We start from the raw sequence: 25,534 nt of genomic DNA, 5'->3' as shown, positions 1-25,534 counted from the left end.
ATCGGATTGTGATCACCGGACACCGCCGCGAACGCATGCATGGCACGCGGAGCGACCATGGCCACATCACGACGCCTGCGACGCGGGGTATCGGTGGCCTTCTCCGACAGCGTGCCCGCGGCGCGCGGCGGATCGGACAGCTCACCCGCGCCATTGCGGCCGCGGATGGCGAAACGCTCGGTGAGCGTGGCGACCGGCGGCATGGACAGCCCGGTCTCCACCTTGTCCAGCATGGCGGTGATCTTGACGCTCACCTCGACCACGCGACCCATATCGGTGTCGAGGGTCTCCCCCGCCTTCGCCCGCACCACGAGAACGCTGGTGTCGGCGGGAAGTTCGCCGTGCAGCTGGATCTGGTGGTCCAGATGGACCAGGTCGAGCATGCCCTCGATGACGCTCGCGCCGTCCGCGGTGCGGGTCGCGCCGAGGACCGCGAACACGGCGGGCCAGCAGGCGCCGACGAGAACGTCGGGCACAGTGCGACCCACGGTGCTCAGCGTGCCCGGCAGGCCAGCCCCGGTGACACCCGCGTGATCGGCGATCAGGTCCGGGGTCCAGGCGATATTCAGATGCGCCGTACCGCCCTTGACCTCCGGCAGCGCCTGTCCGGCCGCGACGGCCAGCAGCGCCGACATGGCGGCTTCGGCATCGTCCTCGGTGATGACCGGGGCGCCGCCGTTGAAGCACGAGACGGGAACCGTGATCCTGATCCGCACGACATCGCGGCCGAGCAGCGGAACCGTCAGCTCCACATAGGAATTCGCGGGATCCGGTCCGGTGGTCTCGACCAGGGTCGCGCCGGTGCTCGGATGCACCGCCCCCTCGCCGTCTGCGGTCCATTCCGACACGTCACCGAGGCGGTGGATGGGGTTCACGGTGGTGCGACCGGCCCACTGCACGTCCGGCGCGGCCAAGACGGTGTCGACGGCGCCAGTGGTGATGCCCGCGACACGGCGTGCATCGACAGGAGTGGGAACGACACCCGCACGAACCAGGGTATAGGCGGTGTCTTGTTCGAACCGATCCAACAACTCACCCACGGGCTCATCGACGCGGGTGATACCCGCCACCGCGACCGTGCCGGGAATGACACACACCTGATCAGCGGAGTAGCGCCGATCATGCGCCTGCCACAACGAATCCGACCGCCACCAACGCCGAACATCGGCATCGATGACAGGCACGAAATTGACCGGCTTACCCGGGGTCTTGCACAAAGCGAGGAAGAACGACACATCCGCCGGATGCAACAACGACCGCTCCACCACCGGATACCGCTCCCGCAACCGACAGATCACCTCCACCGGACGCTCGAAATCCTCCTCGACAGCGAACAACGACTCGATCACCCCACGATCAACCGGATTCAGCCGCGACTCCGCACGACGCACCATCTCCGCAAACCGGTCACGCCAGGTGATGTCCAGCCACACCGAACGCGTCGCGTCCACGATCGCCTCACCGATATCGCTACCGCAATCGAAATCCCCACGCCGATCCAACCCGACCGCCAACTCGACATAACGCTCCAGCCAATCCAGATACGTCATCGCCGCCACATCACCGAAATACGGCTTCGCCGTCGCGTTCAACGCCGCGATGATCTCCTCACGACGCGCCGCGACCGCGTCGGCGTCACCGGCCACCTCATCCAGAAGACGACCCGCGCGAGAGGCGGCGTTGTCGACCTCGTGGATGTCGGCACCCAACTGACTCCGACCCGACGCCATACCACCCCGCGCCGTCCCCGCACCGACCCACTCCACCGTGCCGGGAGTGTCGACCAACAACTGCTTCACCTCAGCAGTGGTCGTGGCCTCGAGCGTGGCCATCGCAGCCGTACCCACCAACACACCATCCAAAGGCATCACCGGAAACCCGTGAACCCTCGACCACTCACCGGTCAGATACTCCGTAGCCCGCTCCGCAGTACCGATACCACCACCGACACACACCACCACATTCCCACGAGCCCGAAGCTCGGCATAAGTATCGATCAACAGATCGTCGAGATCCTCCCACGAATGATGACCACCCGCCCTACCACCCTCGACATGCACGATCACCGGATAATCGGGCACCTCGTCCGCGATCCGCAACACCGCCCGAATCTGAGCCACCGTGCCCGGCTTGAACGCCACATGCGAAATCCCCACCTCGCTGAGTTCCCGAATCAGCGCGACCGCTTCCTCGAGCTCGGGAATCCCCGCGGTCACGACCACCCCGTCGAACGGAGCACCCGCACCACGCGCCTTCTGCACCAGACGCTTCCCACCCAACTGCAACTTCCACAAATACGGATCCAAGAACAACGAGTTGAACTGCACCCCCCGACCCGGCCGCAACAACCCCTTCAACTCCGCCACCCGATCAGCGAAAATCCGCTCCGTCACCTGACCCCCACCGGCCAACTCCGCCCAATGCCCCGCATTCGCCGCCGCCGCCACGATCCTCGCGTCCACCGTCGTCGGAGTCATCCCCGCCAACAAAATCGGCGACCGCCCCGTCAACCGCGTAAACGCCGTCTCCACCACAATCCGACCATCCGGCAACCGCACCGGCCTCGGCGCGAACACCGACCACGACACCCCCACCACCGGCACAGCACCCGGCGTCAACAAACACCGCTGCCCCGCCCGCGTCGCCACAGCCACAACCCCCACACCAGTCCCCCGCAACGAACCACCCGTCACACGAGACAACAAATCCCCCGGACCCAAATCCAAAACCCACCGCACACCAGAACCAACCACACCCTCAACAATCTCAACCCAATCAACCGGCTCCACGAGAATCCGCGAGGCCAGATCGCGCGCGAGCGGTACGTCGAGTCCGCAGCGAGCGGCCCAATCGCCGACGAGTTCGACGGATTCGGCGAGCGCCGGATGGTGGAATCCGACACCCACCGACACCGGGTCGAAGACGGGGGAGAAGATCGCGCCACCGCGCTTGCGAGCCTGACGCTCGGCGGTCTCACGGGCGGTGATCTCCTCGAAATGGGCCCGGATGCGCGCCAAATCCTTTGGTGCGCCCGAGATCACACAGCGGCGTCGGTCGTTGCGAATGGAGACGACGGGTGCGTTGGCGCTATCGCCGTGCTGGGCGAGTTCGGCGACGATCGCGCGCACCCGCTCTGGATCGACGTGTGAAATCGACATCATGGGCGGATGCTCCGCGGAGCCTGTCAGGCCGCGGCGGCGGCCGACCAAGGAGGCGGCGGCACCGAGAAGCTGTGCTATGGCGAGGAGTTCGGCATCGCGAATTCGGTAGTCGGAAACGCTGAGTGCGCCAATGAGGCCTTGGGAGTGACCGATGACCGACACCGGAGGTGTTGTGCGCCGGTCCAATCCGAGCAGGTCGAGTGCGCGGACCATGGTGAGCTGGCACAGCGAGACGCCCGGAAACGACAGAGGCGGGGAGGCCAGCGCCCAAGCGGACGCGCCGGAGGACGTCTCTATTTCGCCGTCGTCGGCCAAATCGCGTTCCAGAATCCGACTGATCGGATCGAAGGGTTCGGGGCGGACCAGCCGCAGTTCGTCCTCGATCGGCTCGACCAGTCGACCGGCCTCGTTCACCAGGTCGGTGATCTCGGGTTCGAGGCCGAAATCGAGCAGTAGTTCGGCGAGAGTGTCCAGCCAGCTCGCGCCTTGGCCACCGAAGGCCAGAGCGAAAGGCTCGCCCGCGACGAGACGTTCGACAAGCGATGAACCGAATGGTTCGACGGTCGAATCGAGTTGTCCGACACGGTCCGTGGCAGTGCCTCGCCTGCGCGACGCGTTTTCATCGATGGTCATGACAAACCTTTCACTACAGCGCGCATGCGGCCACTGACCTCGCCGACACAACGTGAACGTTCATGCCCAGTGCTGCTGGATGTGCGGGTTCATCGGCGTCGAAAGCCGAAGAGAATCCTCTCGTGCGAAACCCACCCCCGAGCATCGAACTCACACGTCCGGCACCTAAATGTGTCGGACGTCGGTTCTATTCATCAGAGCGCACGCGAAATGGTGCGATTGTTATCGGAATACGCGAAACCAGTAGTCACATATATTAATCACCACAACCGGACAGAAGAATCCGGATGCAAACCCACTCCCCGAGGCCGACTCCCGACGGGAGTAGTTCGACCGCAACCTCCGCGTACCACCGTGTACGCCGATGCGAGTGACGCTAGCATCCCACCTCGGGGGAGGGCAACGGTTGGTTCGAACTAGATGAACGTTCTTGTCCGCTAACGGGATTCGCGACTATGGCGAACGACGGGCGTTCATTCGATCGGTACGGTCGCGTCCCCCCTGAATACCATGGGTTTCCAGTTTGTGATATCGCGTGATTCCACGTTCTGCAACGGGTTCGGGGGCGTGATGTGAGCTGCTCCAGATGCCTACCGCAAGAGGTGTCGTCGAACCTTATGGTGCTTGCACGGCCCGTGGTCGCGGTGCTAGCGTCGATGGTTGTCGGCCGACTGAATATTCGATTGGATATCGAAGTCGCGCTTCGTTGAGTGGGTGCTGCAAAGTGGCTTTGTCGCGCTGGAAAAGCGTGAAATTCAGGGGTTGAATCTACCGGGACAATGTTGTGCCGGAGGCATGAAGAATCTGATATTGCCCTATGACATCTCGACGTCATTCCGGGGCCTGAGGGTGTCCGCGCGTCGGTATCGCGTGACGAATCGTTCTGTGTTCACTAACTGAGCTGATCCCAACGGGGGTATTTTCGGTGTTGCATAATTTCTTCGAACCGACGCTTGCGCACCTGCTGCGGTCTCGTAGGCGGACCAATCCGAACAAGCTGGCCTTCGCCTACCTGCCTGACGGCGAAAACATCTCCGATAGTTGGACTTACAGTGAGCTTGCCGCTCGTGCGGAAGCGGTTGCGGCGTGGCTGCATGACGAGGGTGCGCGCGGCGAGCGTGTGCTGATCCTGCATGAGAACCCGCTACATTTCATGGCTGCCCTCTTCGGTTGCGTCTACGCGGGCGCGGTCGCGGTGCCCGCGTATTCGCCCATCGGGAAGAAGCAGGTTTCGCGAATCGGCAAGATCGTCAACAATTCCGGCGCCACTATCGCGCTGACCTCCACGGAGTCCCTGGAGCAGACGCGGTCGGCGATCGAGACATTCGAACCGGCCCGCGGGCTGCGCTGGTGCGGAACCGATTCGCTGCCTGATCGCGAGGCCGCGGAGGCGGACGAGTTCGTTCCGGAACCGGATGACCTGGTACTCATCCAGTACACTTCCGGATCGACCAGCGACCCCAAGGGGGTGATGCTGACGCATGCGAACTTCATCCACAATCTGGAGAGCATCCGCGGCGCACTCGGATCACCCGGCGGTGACGAGGACCTGGTCGGTGTGTTCTGGCTTCCGCTGCACCATGACATGGGCTTGGTCGGCGCCGTTCTCACCACGATCTACGTCGCGGGTAGCGCCGAACTCATGTCGCCCGCGTCCTTCGTATTGCGGCCGGTCCGGTGGCTGGAACGAATCTCCGGGAAACGCAATGTCATTACGACCGCGCCGAATTTCGCGCACGAGTTGTGCGTGGAGTCCACCACGCCCGAGGAGCGTGCCGCACTCGACCTGAGCGGATGGCGGACAGCGCTGTGCGGTGCGGAATTCGTGCGTCTGGACACGATGGATCGCTTCGCCGAAGCCTTCGCGCCGTGCGGATTCCGTCCTGAGGCGGCGCAACCGGTCTACGGCCTCGCCGAAGGCACCCTCCTGGTGACCGGATCGCCCCGGGCCGACGGGCCGCTGGCCAAGTATCTGTCCCGCAGTGCACTGCACGAACGGCGGGTCGTCGAGGTCGAATCCGGTTCTGCGGGGGCCACGGTCCTGGTCGGTTGTGGCCGTGCGCAAAACGACACCGATGTCGTGATCGTCGACCCCGACACGTTCCGCCCGTGCGAGGAGGGGCGAGTCGGCGAGATATGGGTCACGAGTGGCGCGGTCGCGGAGGGCTATTGGCGACAGCCCGAGGCGACCGCCCATGCCTTCGGCGCGCAACTGGCGGAGGACACCGATCCGACGCGATCGCGGTATCTGCGCACCGGTGACCTCGGATTCTTCGCCGAGGGCGAATTGTTCATCGCGGGTCGGCTCAAGGATATGATCATCATCCGCGGTCGCAATCTCTACCCGGACGATGTGGAGGGCGTCGTCCAAGAGGTCGACCCGATTCTGCTCCGCGGCCGCGGTGCGGCCTTCGCTGTCGACGGCGATGCGGGCGAACAGTTGGTGCTCGTGCAGGAAGTCGTCCGAGATGTGCCGTCGGAGACGGATTTCGAGGTGGTTTGCGCGCGAATGGCCGCCGAGGTCACCGAGGAATACGACGTCGCGGTGCGATCGGTCATGCTGGTGCGCACCTACAGTCTGCCGAGTACGTCGAGCGGCAAGGTACAGCGGTTCGCCTGCCGAGAGCGATTCGAGAACGACGCACTGAAGACCGTGGCCACCTGGCATCGGCCGGGTACCGTTTCGGTCACGGCGGCGAGCTCCGAGGACGTCGAAGCGGCCGAACCACGACCGGAGGCCGGTGTCGCGGCTTCCGCGAAGTCCATCGAGGACTGGCTGGTCGAGCACCTGGCCGCTGAGTTGAAGGTGCCGCGCCACGATATCGATCCGCGCCAGACCTTCGCCTACTACGGCCTCGATTCGGTACACGCCGTCAAGCTGTCGGGTGCGCTGGGACGGCACCTCGGTATGGAATTGCGCCCCACCCTCGCCTACGAATATCCCTCGATCGTGGAGTTGGCCCAATTTCTGGCGATCGGAACCGGTGCGGCGGGGGCCGATGTGCCGGAGCAGATCGGCGAACAACAGGTCGCCGACGAGCCGATGGCGATCGTCGGCATCGGCTGCCGTTTCCCCGGTGCGAGTGGCCCGGCCGAATTCTGGAATCTGCTGCGTGATGGGATCGACGCGATCCGCGAAGTACCGGCGGACCGCTGGACCGGTGGCGATATCCGATGGGGTGGATTCCTCGACGATATTCGCGGGTTCGACGCCGAATTCTTCGGTATCTCCCCTCGCGAGGCCGAACAGATCGATCCGCAGCAGCGTCTGGTACTCGAGGTCGCCTGGGAGGCGCTCGCGGACGCGGGCCTGGTCGCCGCCGACCTGGCCGGTGAGCCGGTGGGGGTGTTCATGGGGATATCCACCAACGACTACGGCCGCATGTTCTACGGCATGGACGAGCGGATCGATGCCTACACCGGCACCGGCAATGCGATGAGTGTCGCGGCGAACCGGATCTCGTACTTCTTCGATTTCCGGGGCCCGAGCGTCGCCGTTGACACCGCGTGCTCCTCGTCGCTGGTGGCCCTCCACACCGCGTGCGCGTCGCTGCGGTCGGGGGAGAGCACGCTCGCGGTGGTCGGAGGTGTGAATCTCATCCTGTCGCCCGCGGTGGCGATCAATATGACCAAGGCCGGTGTCATGGCCGCCGACGGACGCTGCAAGACCTTCGATGCCGCCGCCGACGGTTACGTTCGCAGTGAGGGCGCGGGTGTCGTCGTGATCGAACCGCTGTCGCGGGCAATCGCCAACGGCCATTCGGTTTATGCCCTTGTGCGCGGCACCGCTGTGAACCAGGACGGTCACACCAATGGGATGATGGCCCCGAGTCGTCGGGCCCAAGAGGATGTACTGCGCCGGGCCTACGCGCGCGCCGGTATCGCGCCCGGCGATGTCGGGTATGTCGAGGCGCACGGTACCGGCACATTGCTCGGAGATGCCATCGAGGCGAATGCCCTTGCCACGGTGCTGTCGCCCGGGCGATCGGAGGGCGCGGCCTGCGCGGTCGGTTCGGTCAAGACCAATATCGGTCATCTGGAGGCGGCCGCGGGCATCGCGGGAGTCATCAAAGTGGCGTTGGCGCTGCGGCATGGGATGCTGCCACCGAGCCTGCACTATCGGGAACCCAACCCCAGCATCACTTTCGACGCCTCGGGTCTGCGGGTCGTCGATCGCCTCGAGCCATGGCCCTTGGGACCGGCGTTGGCGGGCGTGAGTTCCTTCGGTTTCGGCGGGACCAACGCACACGCCGTACTGTCCGGTGCCCCTGACGCATCGGTCGACCGTCGCGACGACGGCGGAGTCGATGCCGTCGAGGACACGCAAATGCCTGTGATCCTGCCGCTTTCGGCACACGGCGATGCCGCGCTGCGCGCACTGGCCGAGCGCTACGTGACTTTGCTGTCCGAGTCCGACGGGCCGAGCTTGACCGATCTGGTCTATTCGACGGCGGTGCGAGGCAGCCACCACGACGACCGGCTCGCAGTCGTGGCGCGGACGAAAAAGGAAGCGGCCGAGAATCTCTCGGCGTATCTGAGCGGTGAGTCCAGGCTGGGCACGGCATCCGGCCGGGCACGGTCGGGGCGGCAGCCGAAGCTCGTGTTCGTCTTCTCCGGACAGGGTTCGCAGTGGCTGGGCATGGGACGCGATTTCTTCGCCCATGAGCCGGTGTTCCGCGGCGCGCTGGTGGCCTGTGATCGGGAGATTCGGGGTATCACCGGTTGGTCGGTGATCGATGAGCTACATGCGAGTGAAGAGCGGTCCCGCTTGGCAGATGTGGACGTGGTGCAGCCGGTGCTGTTCGCAGTCCAGGTGGCTTCTGCCGCGCTGTGGCAGTCGCTGGGAATCGTGCCGAGTGCGGTCATCGGACACAGCATGGGCGAGGTCGCGGCGGCGCACGTCGCGGGCGTACTCGGCTTGGCCGATGCAGCCAAGGTGATCTGTCACCGGGCGCGCCTGCTGCGGCGGGTGGCGGGCGCGGGCGCCATGCTGCTGGTCGAGCTGTCGCCGGAACAGGTGGCGCCGCGCATCGCGGATTACCGAGACAGTATCGGCGTCGCCGCGCGCAACAGCCCGCGTTCGACGGTGCTGTCGGGTGATCCGGCGTCACTGGCCAGGGTGGTCGAGACGCTGGAACGCGATGCCGTCTTCTGCCGCTGGGTCAAGGTCGATGTCGCCTCGCACGGGCCGCAGATGGACCCGCTGCGCCCGGAACTGGTGGCCGACCTGGCCGGCATCACGCCCGGACCCGGATCCGTGCCGGTGTATTCGACGGTGACCGGGACGCGCATGCCGGGAACGGATCTCGACGCCGAGTACTGGGGTGCCAACCTGCGTCAGACGGTGCTGTTCGGCAGCACCATCGAAACGATCGCGGCCGACGGATATGACGCCTTCCTGGAGGTCAGTCCGCATTCGGTTCTGGGCGGATCCATTGCCGAGGTACTGGCCGCCGCAGGTCGCGACGGCGAGATCCCGGTACTCGCGACAGGATCGCGCGATGGTGACGACCGGGCGATCCTGCTCACCGCCATCGCCGCGCTCTACTGCGTGGGTTATCCGGTGCAGTGGCCCTCGGTCCTGCCAGAGGGCGGCGCACTGGTCCGTACGCCCCGGTATCCGTGGCAGCGCGAGACGTATTGGATCGAGGCACCCGATTCACCGAGGGCTCTCGCCGCAGATGGGCGGATGCTCGCGCGCGTCGAGTCCTCGATCCACGCGGGCACCTCATTCTGGCAGCTGGATCTCTCCCTGGAGTCGATGCCCGTCCTGGGTGATCATCGAGTCCACGCGACACCGACCGCGCCCGCCGCTCTGTACGCGGCGATCGCCGGGGTGGCCGCCGAGCACCGATTCGGTGACCGGGTCTACGAGTTGGTCGATGTCGACTTCGAGAATCCGCTGCGGCTCGACGAGAACGCGGTCAGCCGTGTCCAGCTCGCGCTGGTCGAAGGCGCTTCTGACGCCGCCTCGTTCCGTATTCTGACGGCCACCGGAGCGGCGCAGACCTGGGAACAGCTCGCCCGCGGCACGGTGCGACCCTCGGTCGACACCACCCGGCCCGAACGGGTCGAGCTGCCGACCGAGTCGAACGGCCGGCGAGCAGATCTGCCCGGCACCGAGTTCTACGAGGCGCTCGCCGAGGTCGGCCTCGAGTACGGGCCCGCGTTTCAGCGCATCACCCGGATCTGGCGTGGCGATACCGTGGCCTTCGCGCGATTCGCCACCGAATCGATCGTCGGTACCGGATCGGAAACGGCTGCCTTGTCCGGCGCCACGGTGCAGCTCGACGCGGCCTTCCAACTGCTCGCCGCCACGATAGCGGGGGCGCGCGACAGTGACACCGAGTTGTTCCTCCCCGTCGGGCTCGGCAGTCTGCGGATCTACGGCGACATCACCACCGCGGGATGGTGCAGGATGACCGGCCGATTCGACGATGGCGACTCCGAGACCCTCGAAGGCGATTTCCAGTTGCTGGCCGAGGACGGTGGAGTCCTCGCGGAGGGCATCGGACTCCGGGTCCGCCGCCTGGACCTCGCAGGCGCGGCCGATGCAGCGGGTGCGGAGCATTGGCACCACGAATTGTCCTGGCGGCCCACACAACTGAATGCGGTCGAACCCAAGGCGTCGGGGCTATGGCTGCTGATCGGCGAGGGACCTGCGGTACACCAACTGCGAACTCGGCTCGAGGCGGCGGGACGAGCGGCCCGAATCATCGGCGACGAAATGGAATTCGACACCGATATGCCGATCGCGGCGGTTGTACACTTGCGGTCGCTCGACGGCGCCACCGAGCGGGGACCCTCCGACGCGGTCGACGGAGCCATCGAATTCCTCCGCTTGGCACAGGCGTTGGGTCGCGTCGACTGGCGCGGGCAGCCGCCGCGACTGTTCGTGGTGACCGGGGGAGCGCAGGCGGCTGCCGCCGATGCCACATTCGCGGGTGGGTCGTTGTCGAAGGGCATCGATGGCTTGGCAGGTGACCTGCCTGTGGGCGCCATCGGGGCGCCGCTCTGGGGTATGGCACGGACGGTCGAACACGAATCGCCCGAATTCCGTTGCACGAGAATTGATCTCTCCGCGGAACCGACTGGCGCCGAGGTCGATGCGCTGTCCCGGGAACTGCTGGCGGACGATGCCGAGACAGAGATCGTCATCCGCGACGAGGCTCGCTTCGTCGGGCGCATCGAACGCACCCCGGCGCCGCGCCCGGTGGCCGCCCTCGCACAGCCCGGTGATGCATACGCCCTGACCCAGCCGACTCCCGGATTGCTCGACGGCCTGCAACTGCGCAGGACCGAGCGGGTCGCGCCGGGTGAAGGAGAGATCGAACTCCAGGTCACGGCGGCTGGACTCAACTTCTACGACGTCGTCGGCGCGATGGGAATCGTGCCCACCATCGGCGGTGACCGGACACTGCTCGGCGGAGAATGCGTCGGCACGGTGGTCGCTGTCGGATCCGGGGTGGAGGGTATCGCGCCGGGTGACCGCGTAGCCGCCATCGCGACCCCCGCATTCGGCGCCTACGTCACGACATCGGCGAAGCTCGCGGTGCCGGTGCCCGCGGCACTCGAACCTCTCGAGGCGGCAACGGTTCCGATCGTCTTCGCCACTGCCTACCATGCGTTGCACGGGCTGGCCAGGCTGCGCGCGGGCGAGCGTGTCCTCATCCATTCGGCCACCGGCGGCGTCGGACTCGCGGCTATCCAGCTCGCCCGGCGAATCGGAGCCGAGATCTATGCCACAGCGGGCAGTGTCGAGAAGCGCGAGTATCTGCGTGGGCTGGGCATCGAACACGTCATGGACTCGCGGACGTTGGCCTTTGCCGACGAGATCCGCGAACTCACCGGTGGTGAGGGTGTCGACGTCGTCTTGAATTCCCTTGCCGGGGACGCGATACCCCGCAGCATCGAGGTGCTGCGGCCGTTCGGGCGATTCGTCGAGATCGGCAAGCGCGACATCTACGAGCGTCGTACCCTCGACCTGTTCCTGCTGCGCCAGAACATCTCACACTTCACCCTGGATATCGCGGGAATGTCGGCACAGCGTCCCGGTGAGGTCGGCGAGATCCTCACCGAGGTGATGGGGCTGTTCGACGCGGGCGAGCTGCGTGCCCTTCCGGTCACGGCCTTTCCGATCGGGGAGGCGGAGGCGGCCTTCCGGCATATGGCCCAGGCCCGTCATATCGGCAAGATCGTGTTGACCACCGACACCGATCGGGCGCCGGAGATCGTGGTGGAGACACCGCACCTGCGAGAAGACGGGACCTATCTGGTCACCGGTGGTCTCGGTGGTCTCGGTATCGAGGTCGCCGGGTGGTTGGTCCGCCGTGGCGCGCGTCACCTGATCCTCGCCGGTCGCAGCGCTCCTGGCGACCGTGCGCGTGAGGCGATCGAGGCACTCGAAGCGTCCGGCGTCCGGGTCGAGGTGAGTCGCACCGATGTGGGCTCGGCATCCGAGGTCGCGGAGATGATCGCCACCGCAGAGCTGACCATGCCGCCGCTGCGCGGCATCGTGCACGCGGCGGGCACCCTTGCGGACGCGGTACTCGACCGTCTCGACGAGTCGAGCATGCACCGGGTCATGACGCCGAAGGTGCTGGGCGCATGGCATCTGCACACCGCGACCGTGCGGGCGCCACTGGACTTCATGGTGTACTTCTCGTCCGCGGCAGGTGTGCTCGGTTCACCGGGCCAGGCCAACTACGCCGGGGCGAACGCGTTCCTGGACGCGCTTGCCCGATACCGCCGCGATATCGGATTGCCCGCCACCAGTATCGCGTGGGGTCCGTGGAGCGAGGTCGGTCTGGCCAGTCGTGAGGACCGCACCTCCCACGTCACGAGCCTCGGCCTCGGCGCCATCACCCCGGAGGTCGGCCTCGCGATCCTGGATCGCATCGTGGTCGCCGATCCGGTGGAGGCGGTGGTCGTCCCTGTCCAGGGCGCCGCGTGGCGGCAGATGCTCGCGGGCACCGCCGTGAGACCCCGATTCGCCGACCTGCTGCCCACCGAACACGGCGCCGCCCACGGAGCGGTGACCAGCGTGATCGGGGAGGCACTGCGAACCCGCCCGGTCGCCGAACACCGGAACTTGCTGGAGACCTACCTCGCCGGTGAGGTCGCCCGCCGACTCGGTATGGACGTCGACGCACTCGACAGGGACCGCCCCCTGCGCTACATGGGGCTCGACTCACTGGGCGCGATCGAACTCAGGACCCGCATCGAACGCGACCTGCCGGTGACCATCCCGGTGATCCGATTGCTGGAAGGACCGAGTGTCGCTGAGTTCGCGGCGTGGCTCATCACTCAACTCGACAACGAATCGGCACGGGCTGCGGCCGATTCGAACGGTCACGCGATCTCGGCGACCGAGGTCGCCGCGGAACGGACGGCCACCGAACTGCTCGATGGACTCGATGACCTGTCGGACGAATCCGTCGATGAACTGCTGGCCGAATTGCTTGCCGCAGAAGGAGAAGCATCGTGAAGACCGAGCGACCCGACCTTGCCGCACTGACCTCCCAAGAGAAACGCGCACTACTGGAGCGGCTGGTGCGCGAACGCGCCGAACGAGCCGCCGAGCGTGAACTCTCACCGGGCGAACGCGGTCTGTGGTTCCACTACCGGCTGGCCCCGGACAGTGCCTCCTACAACATCCTCTACGCCGGAACGGTGCGCGGTCCGTTGGATCTCGCGCGACTCGAATCAGCACTGGCGGCGCTGGTCGCGCGACACGAAGTGCTCGGATCGACCTTCCGCGAATCGGATGGCGTGCCGGTGGCGGTCTCGCATCCGAACGCGGTCGTTCCGCTGCACACGGTCGACGGCACCACCTGGCATTCGAACAAGCTCCAGACCTGGCTCGATACAGCTCTCGACAAGCCCATCGATCTCGTCAACGGCCCCGTACTCCAAGCCACCGTCATTCGCAGGTCCGACGACGAGCACGTCATCGCGCTGGCCATGGCGCATATCGTGATCGACTTCTGGTCTCTCGACCTGCTGCTCACCGAACTGTCGGCCCTCTACGAGGACCCGGCGGCGCGGCTGCCCGCGATTCCGCACCGCTTCGGCGACTATGTGCGCTGGCAGACCCGCCTGCTCGGCAGCGAGCGAGGCGAAACCCTGTGGAACTACTGGAAACAACAGCTCGCGGGCGATCTGCCGCAGTTGGAGTTGCCCGGTAAACGTCCGCGTCCGGCGATCCAGACATTCAACGGAGCGACCCACCGATTCGACGTGGACGCGGATCTGACCGCGGCACTGCGCGAACTGGCCCGGGATGAGGGCGTCACCACACAGGTCGCGGTGCTGTCGGCCTTCTTCGCCGTGCTGCACCGGTATTCCGGGCTCGACGACATCCTCGTCGGATCACCGATCGCGGGTCGCGGTATGCCCGGATCGGAGGGCATCATCGGCTACTTCGTGAACTCGGTGGTGCTGCGCGCCGAACTCGCGGACAATCCGACCTATCGCGCGCTCATGCAGCGCAGCCGCCGCACCGTCCTCGACGCGATCGAGCATCAGGACTTTCCGTTCGCCCTGCTCGCCGAACGTCTGCAACCTGTGCGTGATCCCGCTTTCCCGCCGGTCTTCCAGGTGTTCTTCGCGTGGGAGACTTCGCGCCTGTCGGTCAGTTCCGCCACGTCGGACTCGCGACCGGACGGGCTCGCTTTCGAATCGGCCACCCTGGCCCAGGGCGGGGCGCCGGTCGACCTCATGCTCATCGTCGCCGAACGCGAGCACATCCTGTCGGCGGTCCTCCAGTACAACAGCGATCTGTTCGACGCGGATACGATCGCCGGATTCGCCCAGGGCCTTATCACCTTCATGACGCACGCCGTCGTGTCGCCCGCCGCGCAGGTCGGCCGGATTCCGCTGCTGACCGAGCGGGAGATCCGCGAACGCGCCAGGTGGAACGACACCCGGGTGGATGCCTTCACCGGACATCGGCTCTACGATCTCGTACTCGCCCAGATGAGGCGCACTCCCGAGGCGACGGCGGTGACCTACCGTGGCAACCATCTGAGTTACGGCGAATTGCACCGGCGCGTGGACGATCTCGCCGCCCGGCTGCACGCGGCGGGAGCGCGGCCCGGCGGCGTGGTCGGGATCGCGATCGAGCGGTCGGAGTGGACCATCGTCAGCGCGGTGGCCGTGCTGGCGGCGGGATGTGCCTTCCTGCCCGTCGACCCGAAACACCCGCGCGAGCGGTTGCAGTCCATCAACGGGGACGCGACGCCCGTGGTGTGGATCACCGAGAGCGGGCTGCGCGACAGACTGCCCGACGAGGTGCCGGTGTTGTGCCTGGATCGTCCGCACGCGACGGTAGAGGGACCGGTCATCTCCGGCGCGGATCGGGTCGGACCCGATGACATCGCCTACGTCATATTCACCTCGGGTACCACCGGTGCGCCCAAGGGCGCCCGCAACACCCATCGCGGTATCTGCAACCGACTGCTGTGGATGCAGGACGCCTACCGGCTGACCGCCGCGGATACGGTGCTGCACAAGACACCGGCGAACTTCGACGTATCGGTGTGGGAGATCTTCTGGCCGCTGGTGGCCGGAGCCCGTGTCGTGGTCGCGGAGCCCGAACGCCATCGCGACAGCGGCTATCTGGTCGAGACCATCGTCGACCAAGAGGTCACGGTCGCCCATTTCGTGCCGTCAATGTTGCGTGCGTTCCTCGCCGATCCGGCCGCGGGCCGTTGCACCGGACTGCGCGAAGTCATCACCAGCGGTGAGGCATTGGCCGCCGATCTGCGGGACATCCTCTTCGCGACCCTGCCCGCGAATCTGCACAACCTCTACGGGCCGACCGAGGCCGCGATCGACGTGACCTTCTTCGATTGCGCACGCGGCGATCGCGATCCGGTCATACCGATCGGGAAGCCGATCGCCAATACCCAGATCCACCTGCTCGACCGGGACATGAATCCCGTGCCGGTCGGAGTGATCGGTGAGCTCTACATCGGCGGCATCAATGTCGCCGAGGGTTATGCCAATCGACCGGAGTTGACCGCCGAGCGGTTCGTGACGGGCCCGCACCCCGGTGGTGATCCGGCCTACCCGAGTGGTCCGCTGTATCGCACGGGCGACCGGGCGCGGTATCGGCCGGACGGGAATATCGAATACCTGGGTCGTGGCGACAACCAGGTCAAGATCCGCGGTGTCCGTATCGAACTCGGCGAAGTGGAGGGCGCGCTGGCCGCGAGTCCCGCGGTGCGAGAGGCCGCGGTCGTCGTGCGCGACGGTGATACCGATACGCTCCGCCTGGTCGCCTATGTGGTGGCGGTGGATCCGTCGGCGCCGCCGAGCACCGCCGATCTGCGAGAGTTCCTGCGTGACAGCCTGCCCGACGCGATGCTGCCCGCTCAATTCGTGGTCCTCGACGGCATTCCGACCACCCCCACCGGCAAACGGGACGATAGGGCACTGCCCGAACCGGATTCCGCCCGGCCCGATATCTCGGCCGATTATGTCGCGCCGCGCACCGATACCGAACGGGCCATCGCCGGTCTGTGGCAGCAGGTGCTCGGTCTGGACACCGTCGGAGTCTTCGACGACTTCTTCGAACTGGGCGGCGCCTCGACGCAGACCATGTCGATATGCGCCGCGGCGCGCGATATCGGCCTCTCGCTCACCCCGGAGGTCGTCTTTCGGCACCGGACCGTGGCGGGTATCGCCGCGTCCATCGTGCCGGGGGAGACGCCCCTCGCCGACGCACCGATCGAACAGGTGGCGACGTCCGCGCCTACCGTAGCTTCCTCCGCACCCGTGCGCGAACCGGTGGTCACAACCGGAACCACTGTCATCGAGAGCATCGGGGTGTACCTGCCGGACACCGTGGTGCCGACCGCCGACGTGCTCACCGGATGCGATCGACCGGTCGAACTGCCACTCGAACAGCTCACCGGCATCAAGAATCGCCGGATCGCGGGGCAAGAGGAATTCACCCTCGACCTCGCCCGCAAGGCCGCGGAGAACTGCCTGGCCAAATCCGGCCACGATGCCGCCTCCATCGATCTGCTGATCTGCACCAATATCTCCAAGGTCGAAGGTCCCGACAATCGCCTGGTCTTCGAGCCCAGCACCTCCAGCCAGCTGCGCGCGCTGCTCGGTATGACCGACGCGCTGAGCTTCGATCTATCCAATGCCTGCGCGGGCATGTTCACCGGTATCACGGTCGCCGACGCCTTCCTCGCCACGAATCTCGTGCGCACCGCCATGGTCGTCAGCGGCGAATACATCTCGCACATCATCGACACCGCCCAGCGTGAGATCACCGACTTCCTCGACGACCGCCTGGCCTGTCTGACCGTCGGTGACGCGGGGGCGGCCATCATCCTCGAACGCGATCCCACCGGCAGGGCGGGATTCCACGATCTGCGATTGCGCAGCCTCAGTCGGTACAGTGATCTGTGCATCGGCAAGGCGACCGATCAGCCGCACGGGGGCGCGATCATGCGTACCAAGGCGGTCGAGCAGACCGCGGTCGCGGTGCGCAAGTCGGTGCCGTTCGCTACGCAGATGCTCGAACGTTACGGATGGCAGCCGGAGACGGTCGACCACATTCTCATGCACCAGACCTCGCAAGCATCGATCAACGACGCCGTCGCCACGATCAACCGCACGTTCGGCCGGACCGTCTCGACCCCCGACAACACCGTGTCGAATCTGGAACAGCGCGGAAATACCGCGTCCACGACGCATTTCGTGGCGATCAACGATCTGGTCGAGCAGGACCGCCTGCGTCCCGGGGACCGGATGCTGTTCGGCGTCACCGGTTCCGGGCAGACCATCGGCGCGGCCCTGTACACCTTCGACGATCTGCCCGATCGCCTGCGCAATGGCCGGCCCGCCGTGTCACGTCCGAACGGCAACGGCAACGGCAACGGCTCGGAGTCCGAGTACGGCCGACGGTCCGACCGCAAGCCGACGGTGCGCGTCGATGCCGTGGCCGTGGCCGTGCCGACCGGTGAGGAGAAGGCACTCGATCTCGCCGTCCGCGCGGCGGGCGCCTGCATCGATGAATCCTCGATCCCGCGCGAGGACATCGGACTCGTTCTGTACGCGGGCGTTTTCCGCGATGACTGCATCGTCGAACCCGCCATGGCGGCCTTCGTCGCCGACGAGTTGAAGATCAACGACGATCCGGCGCAGCCGTTCGACCACGGAACCTTCGTTTTCGACGTCCGTGACGGCAATGTCGGGTTCCTCAAGGCATGCCATATCGCGGCGACCGGCATCGACGCGGGTAAGGCGCGGTCGGCGCTTGTGGTCGCCGCCGAGGCCGATCCGGAGCACCCGAGCCGCGCCGCCGAGTTGCGCGGGGTACGCCACACCGGTTCGGCGGTGCTGCTGAGCGCCGCACAGGACGGTGTCGGTTTCGGCGGCTTCCATTTCGCGGCTTTCCCCGCGTACTTGGACGCCGTCACCTCGTTCGCGGGCGGCGGCAATGGAAATCACATCGAGTTCGACCAACGACCGGATATCGAGGACATCTACCTGGGATTCATCCCGGAGGTGGTTGCCGAATTGTTGAAATCCGAGTCGCTCGCGCTCTCGGATATGAAAGTTATACTCGCGCCGCAGATATCCACCGAATTCCTCGGCAATCTCGCCGAGCGAATCGGCGTGGCGGGTGAGCAGATAATCGACGTCACCGACGGCGGACCCGATCTGTACACCTCGTCGTTGCCTGCGGCGTTGCGGTACTGCCGCGAAGGGGGACGCGTCACCAGCGGGGATATCGGTCTGGTGATCACGGTCGGTGCGGGGGTTCAGATCGGCTGCGCCATTTACCACTTCTGACATCGTGCCTTCGATCCGGCCCGATATCACCAATAGAAAGTAGTCGGATGAATACCCCGGACCACCACATCATCATCATCGGCGCCGGTTTCGGCGGGCTCGGAGCCGCAATAGCATTGCACCAAGCGGGCATCGAGGGATTCACCATCCTGGAACGGGCGGGTGATATCGGCGGCACTTGGCGCGACAACCGGTATCCGGATGTCGCGACCGACGTTCCCGGCATGAGTTACCAGTTCTCGTATGAGAAGAATCCGAACTGGACGAGGATCTTTCCCAAGGGCGCGGAGATCATCCAGTACATCAACCACTGCGCGGACAAATACCAGCTCAGGCAGCACATTCGGCTGAATATCGAGGTGATGAGCCGCACCTGGGACGCGGATACCCACAGCTGGCGCCTCGATCTGTCCGACGGCACCACCATTACGGCCCGGTACGTTATCGCGGCTCTCGGACAGTTCGTGGAGCACAAGGCGCCGGATATCAAGGGGCTGAACACCTTCACCGGGAAACTGATGCCGACCCAGGAATGGGACGACGACTACGACCTCACCGGCAAGCGCATCGGTGTCATCGGCACCGGCGCGACGGCGGTCCAGATGATCCCGCAGGTCGCGAAGGTGGCGGGCAGACTGCACGTATTCCAGCGCCGGGCCATCTGGGTCTTCCCGAAGGCGGAGTACATCATTCCGCAGTTCTGGCGTACCGCGCTGGTCCGGGTGCCCGGAATGTTGCCGTTGCTGTACCGGACGGTGTCCACACTGCTCGGGCTCGGCATCTACGGCCTGACCGTCAAGGGCGCCAAACATCCGTGGCTGTCCACGATCCCTATGCGTGTCGGCAAGGCGTATCTGCGTCTGCAGGTCCGCGATGCCGAACTGCGCAAGAAGCTGACCCCGGATTACGCGTTCGGCTGCAAACGGCCCAGCGTCTCCAACACCTACTACCGCACGTACACCAAGTCACACGTGGAGCTGGTGACCGACGGCATTGCCGAGATCACGCCGACCGGGGTGCGAACCGTCGACGGTCGTGAACGCGAACTCGACGTCCTCATCCTCGCCACCGGATTCCAGCTCTCGACTACGCCGGACGTGTACCGAAAGCGACCGGTCGTAGGGGTGGACGGCTTCGATCTGGCCGACTTCTACCAGAACAATCCGCTGCGCGCCTACGAGGGCGTCTGCTTGCCCGAATTGCCGAACGCCTTCTCGATCTTCGGTCCGTATTCGTGGTGCGGCGGGTCCTGGCACGAGATGGTCGAGACGCAGTCGCGCATCATCGTGCGCGTGCTCACCGAGGCCGCGCGCCGCGGCGCGACCTCCGTCGCGGTCACTCCGGAGGCCAACGACCGCTTCTTCCAGTTCATCCGGTCGCAATCGCACGACACCTTGATCCGGTCCTCGATGTGCGCCACCTCCAATACCTTCTACCTGGATCACCACGGCGACTCCTCGCTGATCCGCCCGACCTCGGCGGCGCAAGCCAAACGTGCCTCGGAGACCTTCTCCCTCGGCGACTTCGCCTTCACGACAATGACTTCGGAGTCCCGATGAAACAATGGGCACGGTTCGTGGCGACCCGGCCGCGGCTGGTAATCGCCGTCTCGGTCGTGGTCGTGCTGCTCGGGGGACTCTGGGGCGCGGGCGTCATGGACAAGCTGAATCTGGCCGGCTACGACGATCCGGACAGTACCTCCGCGCAGGCGGAGCGGCTGATCGACGGGGCCTTCGGCCGCCAGACCCCGGATATCGTGGTCATCTACACGGCTCCCGCGGGCAAGACACTCGACGATATCGGGCCGCAGGTCCGAGCCAGGCTCGACGAACTGCCCGCCGATCGGCTGGCAGAACCGGTCGAGTCGTACTGGACGGCGGGGGGCACCCGTCGCTTGGCCCTGGTCTCGACCGATCACACCAAGGCGCTGGCAGCCGTGACCCTGGCGGGCAGTCCGAGCGAACGCCTGTCGGACTACGCCGACCTGGCCGAGGCGCTCACCCCGCCCGGCATAGAGACCCAGTTCTCCGGGCTCAGCGCACTCACCGACGCCTACAACGAGAAATCCAAGGAAGGCGTGATCATCGCCGAGTCGGTGGCGATCCCGCTCATGCTCATTCTGCTCGTGGTGATCTTCGGCGGTGTCGTCGCGGCATCGGTGCCGGTGGTCGTCGGCGGCCTGGCGATCGTCGGATCGCTGGGCGCGCTGCGGGTGGTGAGTCTGTTCACCGACGTCAGCGCGTTCGCGCTCAATACCGCCTCCATCATCGGACTCGGTCTGGCGATCGACTACGGCCTGTTCATCGTCAGCAGGTTCCGGGAAGAGCTCGAGGAGGAAGGGCGTACACCCGTGGAAGCGGCGCAGCAGGCCGTGCTGACCGCGGGGCGGACGATCGCGTTCTCGGGACTGTTGCTGGTATGCGCCTTCGCCGGAACCATGGTGTTTCCGATCTCGATGCTCCGGTCGTTGGGTTACGGGGCGATGGCGGCGATCGCCATTGCGGCCGTGCTGTCGTTGACCGCGGTTCCCGCCGCCCTGGCGATCCTCGGTCCCCGGATCAACGCGCTGCCCTGGCGGCGTGGCGCGGTCCAACGCGGTGAGGAGCGCGCTCGTAGGATCTGGAGCGACCTCGCCACCCGCGTGATGCGTCGCCCGATCGCCGTCACAGCGGTGATCGTGCTGGCCCTGCTCGCGCTGAGCGCACCGTTGCTCGGCCTGCGAATGGGCGGTATCAATCCCAATATCCTGCCCGCCGACGATCCGGTCCGCGTGGCCCAGGCAACGATGTCCGCGCAGTTCCCCAACGCGACCGACGGTGCGTCGCTGCTGATTCGCGGGCAGAACGGGGCGGCGCCTTCCTCGGACGCGGTCGCCCGGGTCGTCTCGGCGGCGCAGAACACCGACGGCGTGCGACTGGTCGTCCGGCTCGGCGAGCACGAGGACATGGTGCTCGTGCGCGCATTGTTGACCGCGCCCGATTTCTCGGCGGGCTCGGAGGAGACCGTGCGTTCGCTCGAGGACATCCCGAGCCCTGACGGGACGACCGTGCTGGTCGGGGGGATGAATGCGCTGCGGGCCGACAGTTACGACGCCATCCTGGACGCGATACCGACGGCGTTGGCCGTCGTGGTGATCGCGATTCTGCTGGTCATGCTGATCGGTTTCCGATCGGTGGTGCTGCCGATCAAGGCGGTGATCATGGCTGCGTTGAGTCTCGCGGCCACCTTCGGCGTGCTGACGTGGATTTTCGTCGACGGGCACGGTGCCGGATTGTTCGGCGCGGAAGCCGGTCCACTGCCGCTGCCCGCCCTGGTGGTCGTTGTCGTCGCCGTGTTCGGCCTGTCCACCGACTACGAGGTGTTCCTGATGTCGCGAATGGTCGAGGCCCGCGAGGAGGGTGCGGATACCGAAGAGGCGGTGCGCGTGGGTGTTTCGCGTACAGGGCGGGTGATCACGACGGCGGCGTCGCTGTTCGTGATCGTCACCGGCGCGGCGGCGCTCTCGGACGTGACACTGGTGAAGGTCGCCGCACTGGGTATGGCGATCGCGATCCTGATCGACGCCACGGTGGTGCGGATGTTCCTGGTGCCCGCGATCGTGAAGCTGATGGGCGCGGCCAATTGGTGGACACCGTTCCGCCGGTCGCCCACGCGTTCGCCGGCGGTCGATTCCGTTCCGGTAGAAGGTGGTTCCGGTGAAATCCGGGGCGAGTCCGATCTGATCTCGCCGGAAGTGAGCGGGTAGGGCCAGACGGCTATTCGGCAGCCACCGAGTTGGTTGCAACCGTGTGAGCGGGTTGGTACCCTAACGTCACCAAGCTCTTGTAATCATTGCAAGAACTCCGCGGAGGGAAAACCATGTCGATTGGAGCCGGCGCAGTGTCCGCACGATCGTTGAACCCTTTCCAGCAAATGCCGTATTCGTCACTGCCCGAGCGGCCGTCGCAACCGCATCCCTACTACTCCTCGACACCGCACGAGTTGGAGATGGATTCGGCATCACTGGGGAAAATTCGGATTCACTATCGGGAGTACGGGGACGGTCCGCCCCTATTACTCATCCACGGTCTGATGACGAGCAGCTACTCGTGGCGCTACATCCTCGAGGGCCTGGGTGCGCACTATCAGCTGATCATCCCCGACCTGCCGGGCGCTGGGCGCAGCGGCAATCCGACGGTGCGCTTCTCGGCGGCATCGATGTCCGCCTGGATCGGCGAATTCCAGGCGGCGCTCGGTGTGCAGGGCTGCGCCGCCGTCGGGAACTCGCTCGGCGGATACTTGTGTATGCGCCACGCGCTCGCCGATTCCAGTGCGTTCTCGCGACTGGTCAACATCCATGCGCTGGCCTTCGCTCAGCGGCGCTTCCATGCCATGCACGCGGCGCTCTCGCTACCGGGTGCGCCGGAGATATTCGGCTGGTGGCTGCGCCGTGACACCACACGGTGGGCGCACTGGATCGTGCACTACTACAACGAGACGCTGAAGTCGGTGGAAGAGGCGCGGGAATACGGCGATGCCCTCGCTACGTCCGAGGGCACGAATGCCTTCGTCGGATATCTGCGCGATGTCATGGCGCCGCGCGATTTCGCCGACTTCACTACGACCCTCGAACGCCGCAAGGCCGCGGGGCAGTCCTTTCCGATGCCGCTGCAACTGATCTACGCCGATCGTGATCCCATGGTGCCGCCCGCCACCGGCGACAAATTGGCGGAACTCATTCCCGACGCGCAATTCCACCGGGTTAAGAAGTCTTCCCATTTCACACATGTGGACAGTCCGGCTGAAGTGACCGCGCTGATCCTGGACTTCCTGCAGGAAAGCCCTTCCGAAGAGCCGGAACTCGCACCGTGACAGTCCTATTCGTGAGGACCCGATGACCGCCCCGGCGCACTATCGCGGCCTCACCGATCTTGTCGGGGCACTGGCCCGCGGCGAGGTCACCTCCCGTGACACGGTCATCGAGACGTTGAATCGGATCGAGGCGAGCGCATCGAGTCTCAATGCGTTCCGAGTTGTCCGTGGGGAATCGGCCGTGGTCGAGGCCGAGAAGGCGGATTGGCGGATCGCGGCGGGTGTGCGGCTGCCGCTGCTCGGTGTGCCGATCGCGGTGAAGGACGACAGCGATGTGACCGGGATGTCCACCTCGTTCGGCTGTGGTGGCGATTTCCCGCCGAAGAAGGCCGATTCCGAGGTGGTGCGTCGACTCCGCACGGCGGGAGCCGTTATCGTCGGCAAGACGAATATGCCAGAACTCGGACAGTGGCCGTTCACCGATGCCCCGGCGTTCGGGTACACCCGCAATCCGTGGAACGGTGAACACACGCCGGGTGGATCCTCCGGGGGAAGTGCGGCGGCGGTGGCCGCGGGGTTGGTGCCCGCCGCTCTCGGATCCGACGGCGGCGGATCGATTCGCATTCCGGCCGCGTGGACGAATCTGGTCGGCATCAAACCGCAACGGGGTCGCGTCTCGCCGTGGCCGTACATCGAACCCTTCCACGGTCTGACGGTCATCGGTCCGCTGGCACGTACGGTGGCCGACGCGGCACTGCTTCTCGACGTGGTGTCCGGCTCGCCCGAATCGGATACGCATGCGGCGGCGCACGAACCTGTTTCGGATGCGGTCGGCACCGACCCGGGCCGGTTGCGGATCGCGCTCGCCCTGAGCCCCCCGATCACCACGACAGGTGCGCGACTGCACCCGGACGTGCGCGCGGGAGTGCTGCGGATAGCGTCTTGCCTGCGCGTCCTCGGTCACGAGGTCATCGCCCGCGACCTCGACTACGGACTCGTGCTCAGCCTTTCCGTCCTCTCGCGACTCAGCGCCGGCGTCGCCGAGCAGTTCCGCGCCCTGCCCGGCGCCCGCGTCGAAGCGCGAACGCGGGCCAAGGTCCGCCACGGCAGACTGCTCTCGGGTCCCGTCCTGCGGGCGGCTCGCGCCGCGGAATCGTTGCTGCACAAGCAGATCGGGGACGTATTCGGCGAATTCGATGTGGTGCTGGCACCCACCACGTCGACCCCTCCACCTCCGGTTCACGCGATGGACGGACTCGGCAGCATGGCGACCGAGCGGATGATCATACGAACGTGTCCGTACACCTTTCCGTGGAATGCTCTCGGTTGGCCGAGTGTGAATATCCCCGCCGGATTCACCGACGAGGGGCTGCCCGTGGGTGCGCAACTCATGGGCCCGGCGGAGTCGGAACGCCTGCTGGTCGCGGTCGCGGCCCAACTGGAGGCCGAACTCCACTGGGACCATCACTATCCCGAACCCTGGTGGGGGCGGTGACATCCGACAGTGTGTCGGAGCGCACCGTGCCCTACGGGCCCGGCTTCGGTTCGGTGGGAGCTTCGGGAAGGTCGTTGGTGATGAGGAGGTCGCGGATGCGCTCGTCGATCTTGCGGCGCGCGCGGTACGCGGAACTCGCGTCGGTGTGGAAGAGGCCGGGGAACTGGCTGCTGTAGGCGATGAAGAGCTTCCGATGCGGAATCCAGGCCACCTCGCTGCGGGAGTGGGTGGTGTCGAAATCGTGTGGCACGGCTGATCTCCGTTCGTGGGTGCTGGCCGGCGCGCGTCGGGGGAGGGCGTGGGTCGCGGTGCGGTTTCGACGTGCGCCTATGGAATGCGGGCATACGTCGATCCAACGAGCCGTGCGGCGCGCCGAGCCGTGCCGCCGCACTGCGCATACGAACCACCCCCGGCGCGGACCGGTGTATCTGGCTGGGGCACAACGGGCCTAACAAGGTGAAATGGCACCGGAGAGGGAAGCGATTCACCTCTCCGGCACCATTGCGGGCGCGGTTGTTGTTGGATACCGGTGCGTGGTTCCACCGCGGCCCGACCCGCCGATGCGGGGTAGCGGGTCGATAGCCACCTTAGAACGCCCACCGGGGCGCTCTGGCGAATATATAGGATTTCAAACCTA

8 protein-coding genes are annotated in these 25,534 nt (G+C 65.9%); 6 read left to right on the top strand and 2 right to left on the bottom strand.

Translation table 11 applies throughout. From position 1 onward, the window contains the following. Nucleotides 1-3,794 (bottom strand): fatty acid synthase subunit beta domain-containing protein (locus APZ21_RS12300; RefSeq protein WP_156371031.1); only part of this gene is annotated, 3,794 nt, incomplete at its 3' end. 925 nt (nt 3,795-4,719) lie between these two features. Between APZ21_RS12300 and APZ21_RS12295 the strand changes: the two genes are divergently transcribed. The 6 genes from APZ21_RS12295 to APZ21_RS12270 all read left to right on the top strand — a co-directional run bounded on the left by APZ21_RS12295 (nt 4,720) and on the right by APZ21_RS12270 (nt 24,897). Continuing rightward, the gene (locus APZ21_RS12295; RefSeq protein ID WP_082393037.1) at nt 4,720-13,281 is read left to right on the top strand and encodes a type I polyketide synthase; all 8,562 of its coding nucleotides are present in this window, start codon (nt 4,720-4,722) and stop codon (nt 13,279-13,281) included. Then, the gene (locus APZ21_RS12290) at nt 13,278-18,611 is read left to right on the top strand and encodes a non-ribosomal peptide synthetase (RefSeq protein ID WP_054813406.1); all 5,334 of its coding nucleotides are present in this window, start codon (nt 13,278-13,280) and stop codon (nt 18,609-18,611) included. Before APZ21_RS12295 ends, APZ21_RS12290 begins: the two co-directional genes overlap by 4 nt. A 47-nt stretch (nt 18,612-18,658) precedes the next feature. Then, nucleotides 18,659-20,170, top strand: a complete 1,512-nt coding sequence (locus APZ21_RS12285) for a flavin-containing monooxygenase (protein WP_054813405.1) — start codon at nt 18,659-18,661, stop codon at nt 20,168-20,170. Then, the gene (locus APZ21_RS12280) at nt 20,167-22,356 is read left to right on the top strand and encodes an MMPL family transporter (RefSeq protein ID WP_082393036.1); all 2,190 of its coding nucleotides are present in this window, start codon (nt 20,167-20,169) and stop codon (nt 22,354-22,356) included. The genes APZ21_RS12285 and APZ21_RS12280 overlap by 4 nt, the downstream gene beginning before the upstream one ends. A 113-nt stretch (nt 22,357-22,469) precedes the next feature. Then, nucleotides 22,470-23,462 carry an alpha/beta fold hydrolase gene (locus APZ21_RS12275; protein WP_082393035.1) on the top strand — a complete coding sequence of 331 codons (993 nt, stop codon included), beginning with the start codon at nt 22,470-22,472 and terminating at the stop codon, nt 23,460-23,462. 22 nt (nt 23,463-23,484) lie between these two features. Beyond that, entirely contained in the window at nt 23,485-24,897 is a 1,413-nt protein-coding gene (locus APZ21_RS12270; protein WP_054813403.1) for an amidase, read from the top strand. Nucleotides 24,898-24,928: 31 nt separating this feature from the next. Here APZ21_RS12270 and APZ21_RS12265 read toward each other — a convergent pair whose 3' ends face one another. After that, on the bottom strand, nt 24,929-25,147 hold the full coding sequence (locus APZ21_RS12265; protein WP_156371029.1) for a hypothetical protein: 219 nt from the start codon (nt 25,145-25,147) through the stop codon (nt 24,929-24,931). Nucleotides 25,148-25,534: the final 387 nt, after the last annotated feature.

Source organism: Nocardia arizonensis (genome assembly GCF_001310275.1).
Classification (GTDB): Bacteria; Actinomycetota; Actinomycetes; order Mycobacteriales; family Mycobacteriaceae; genus Nocardia; species Nocardia arizonensis.
Note: the sequence above shows the minus strand (reverse complement) of the source record. Positions and strands in the feature narration are given on the sequence as shown.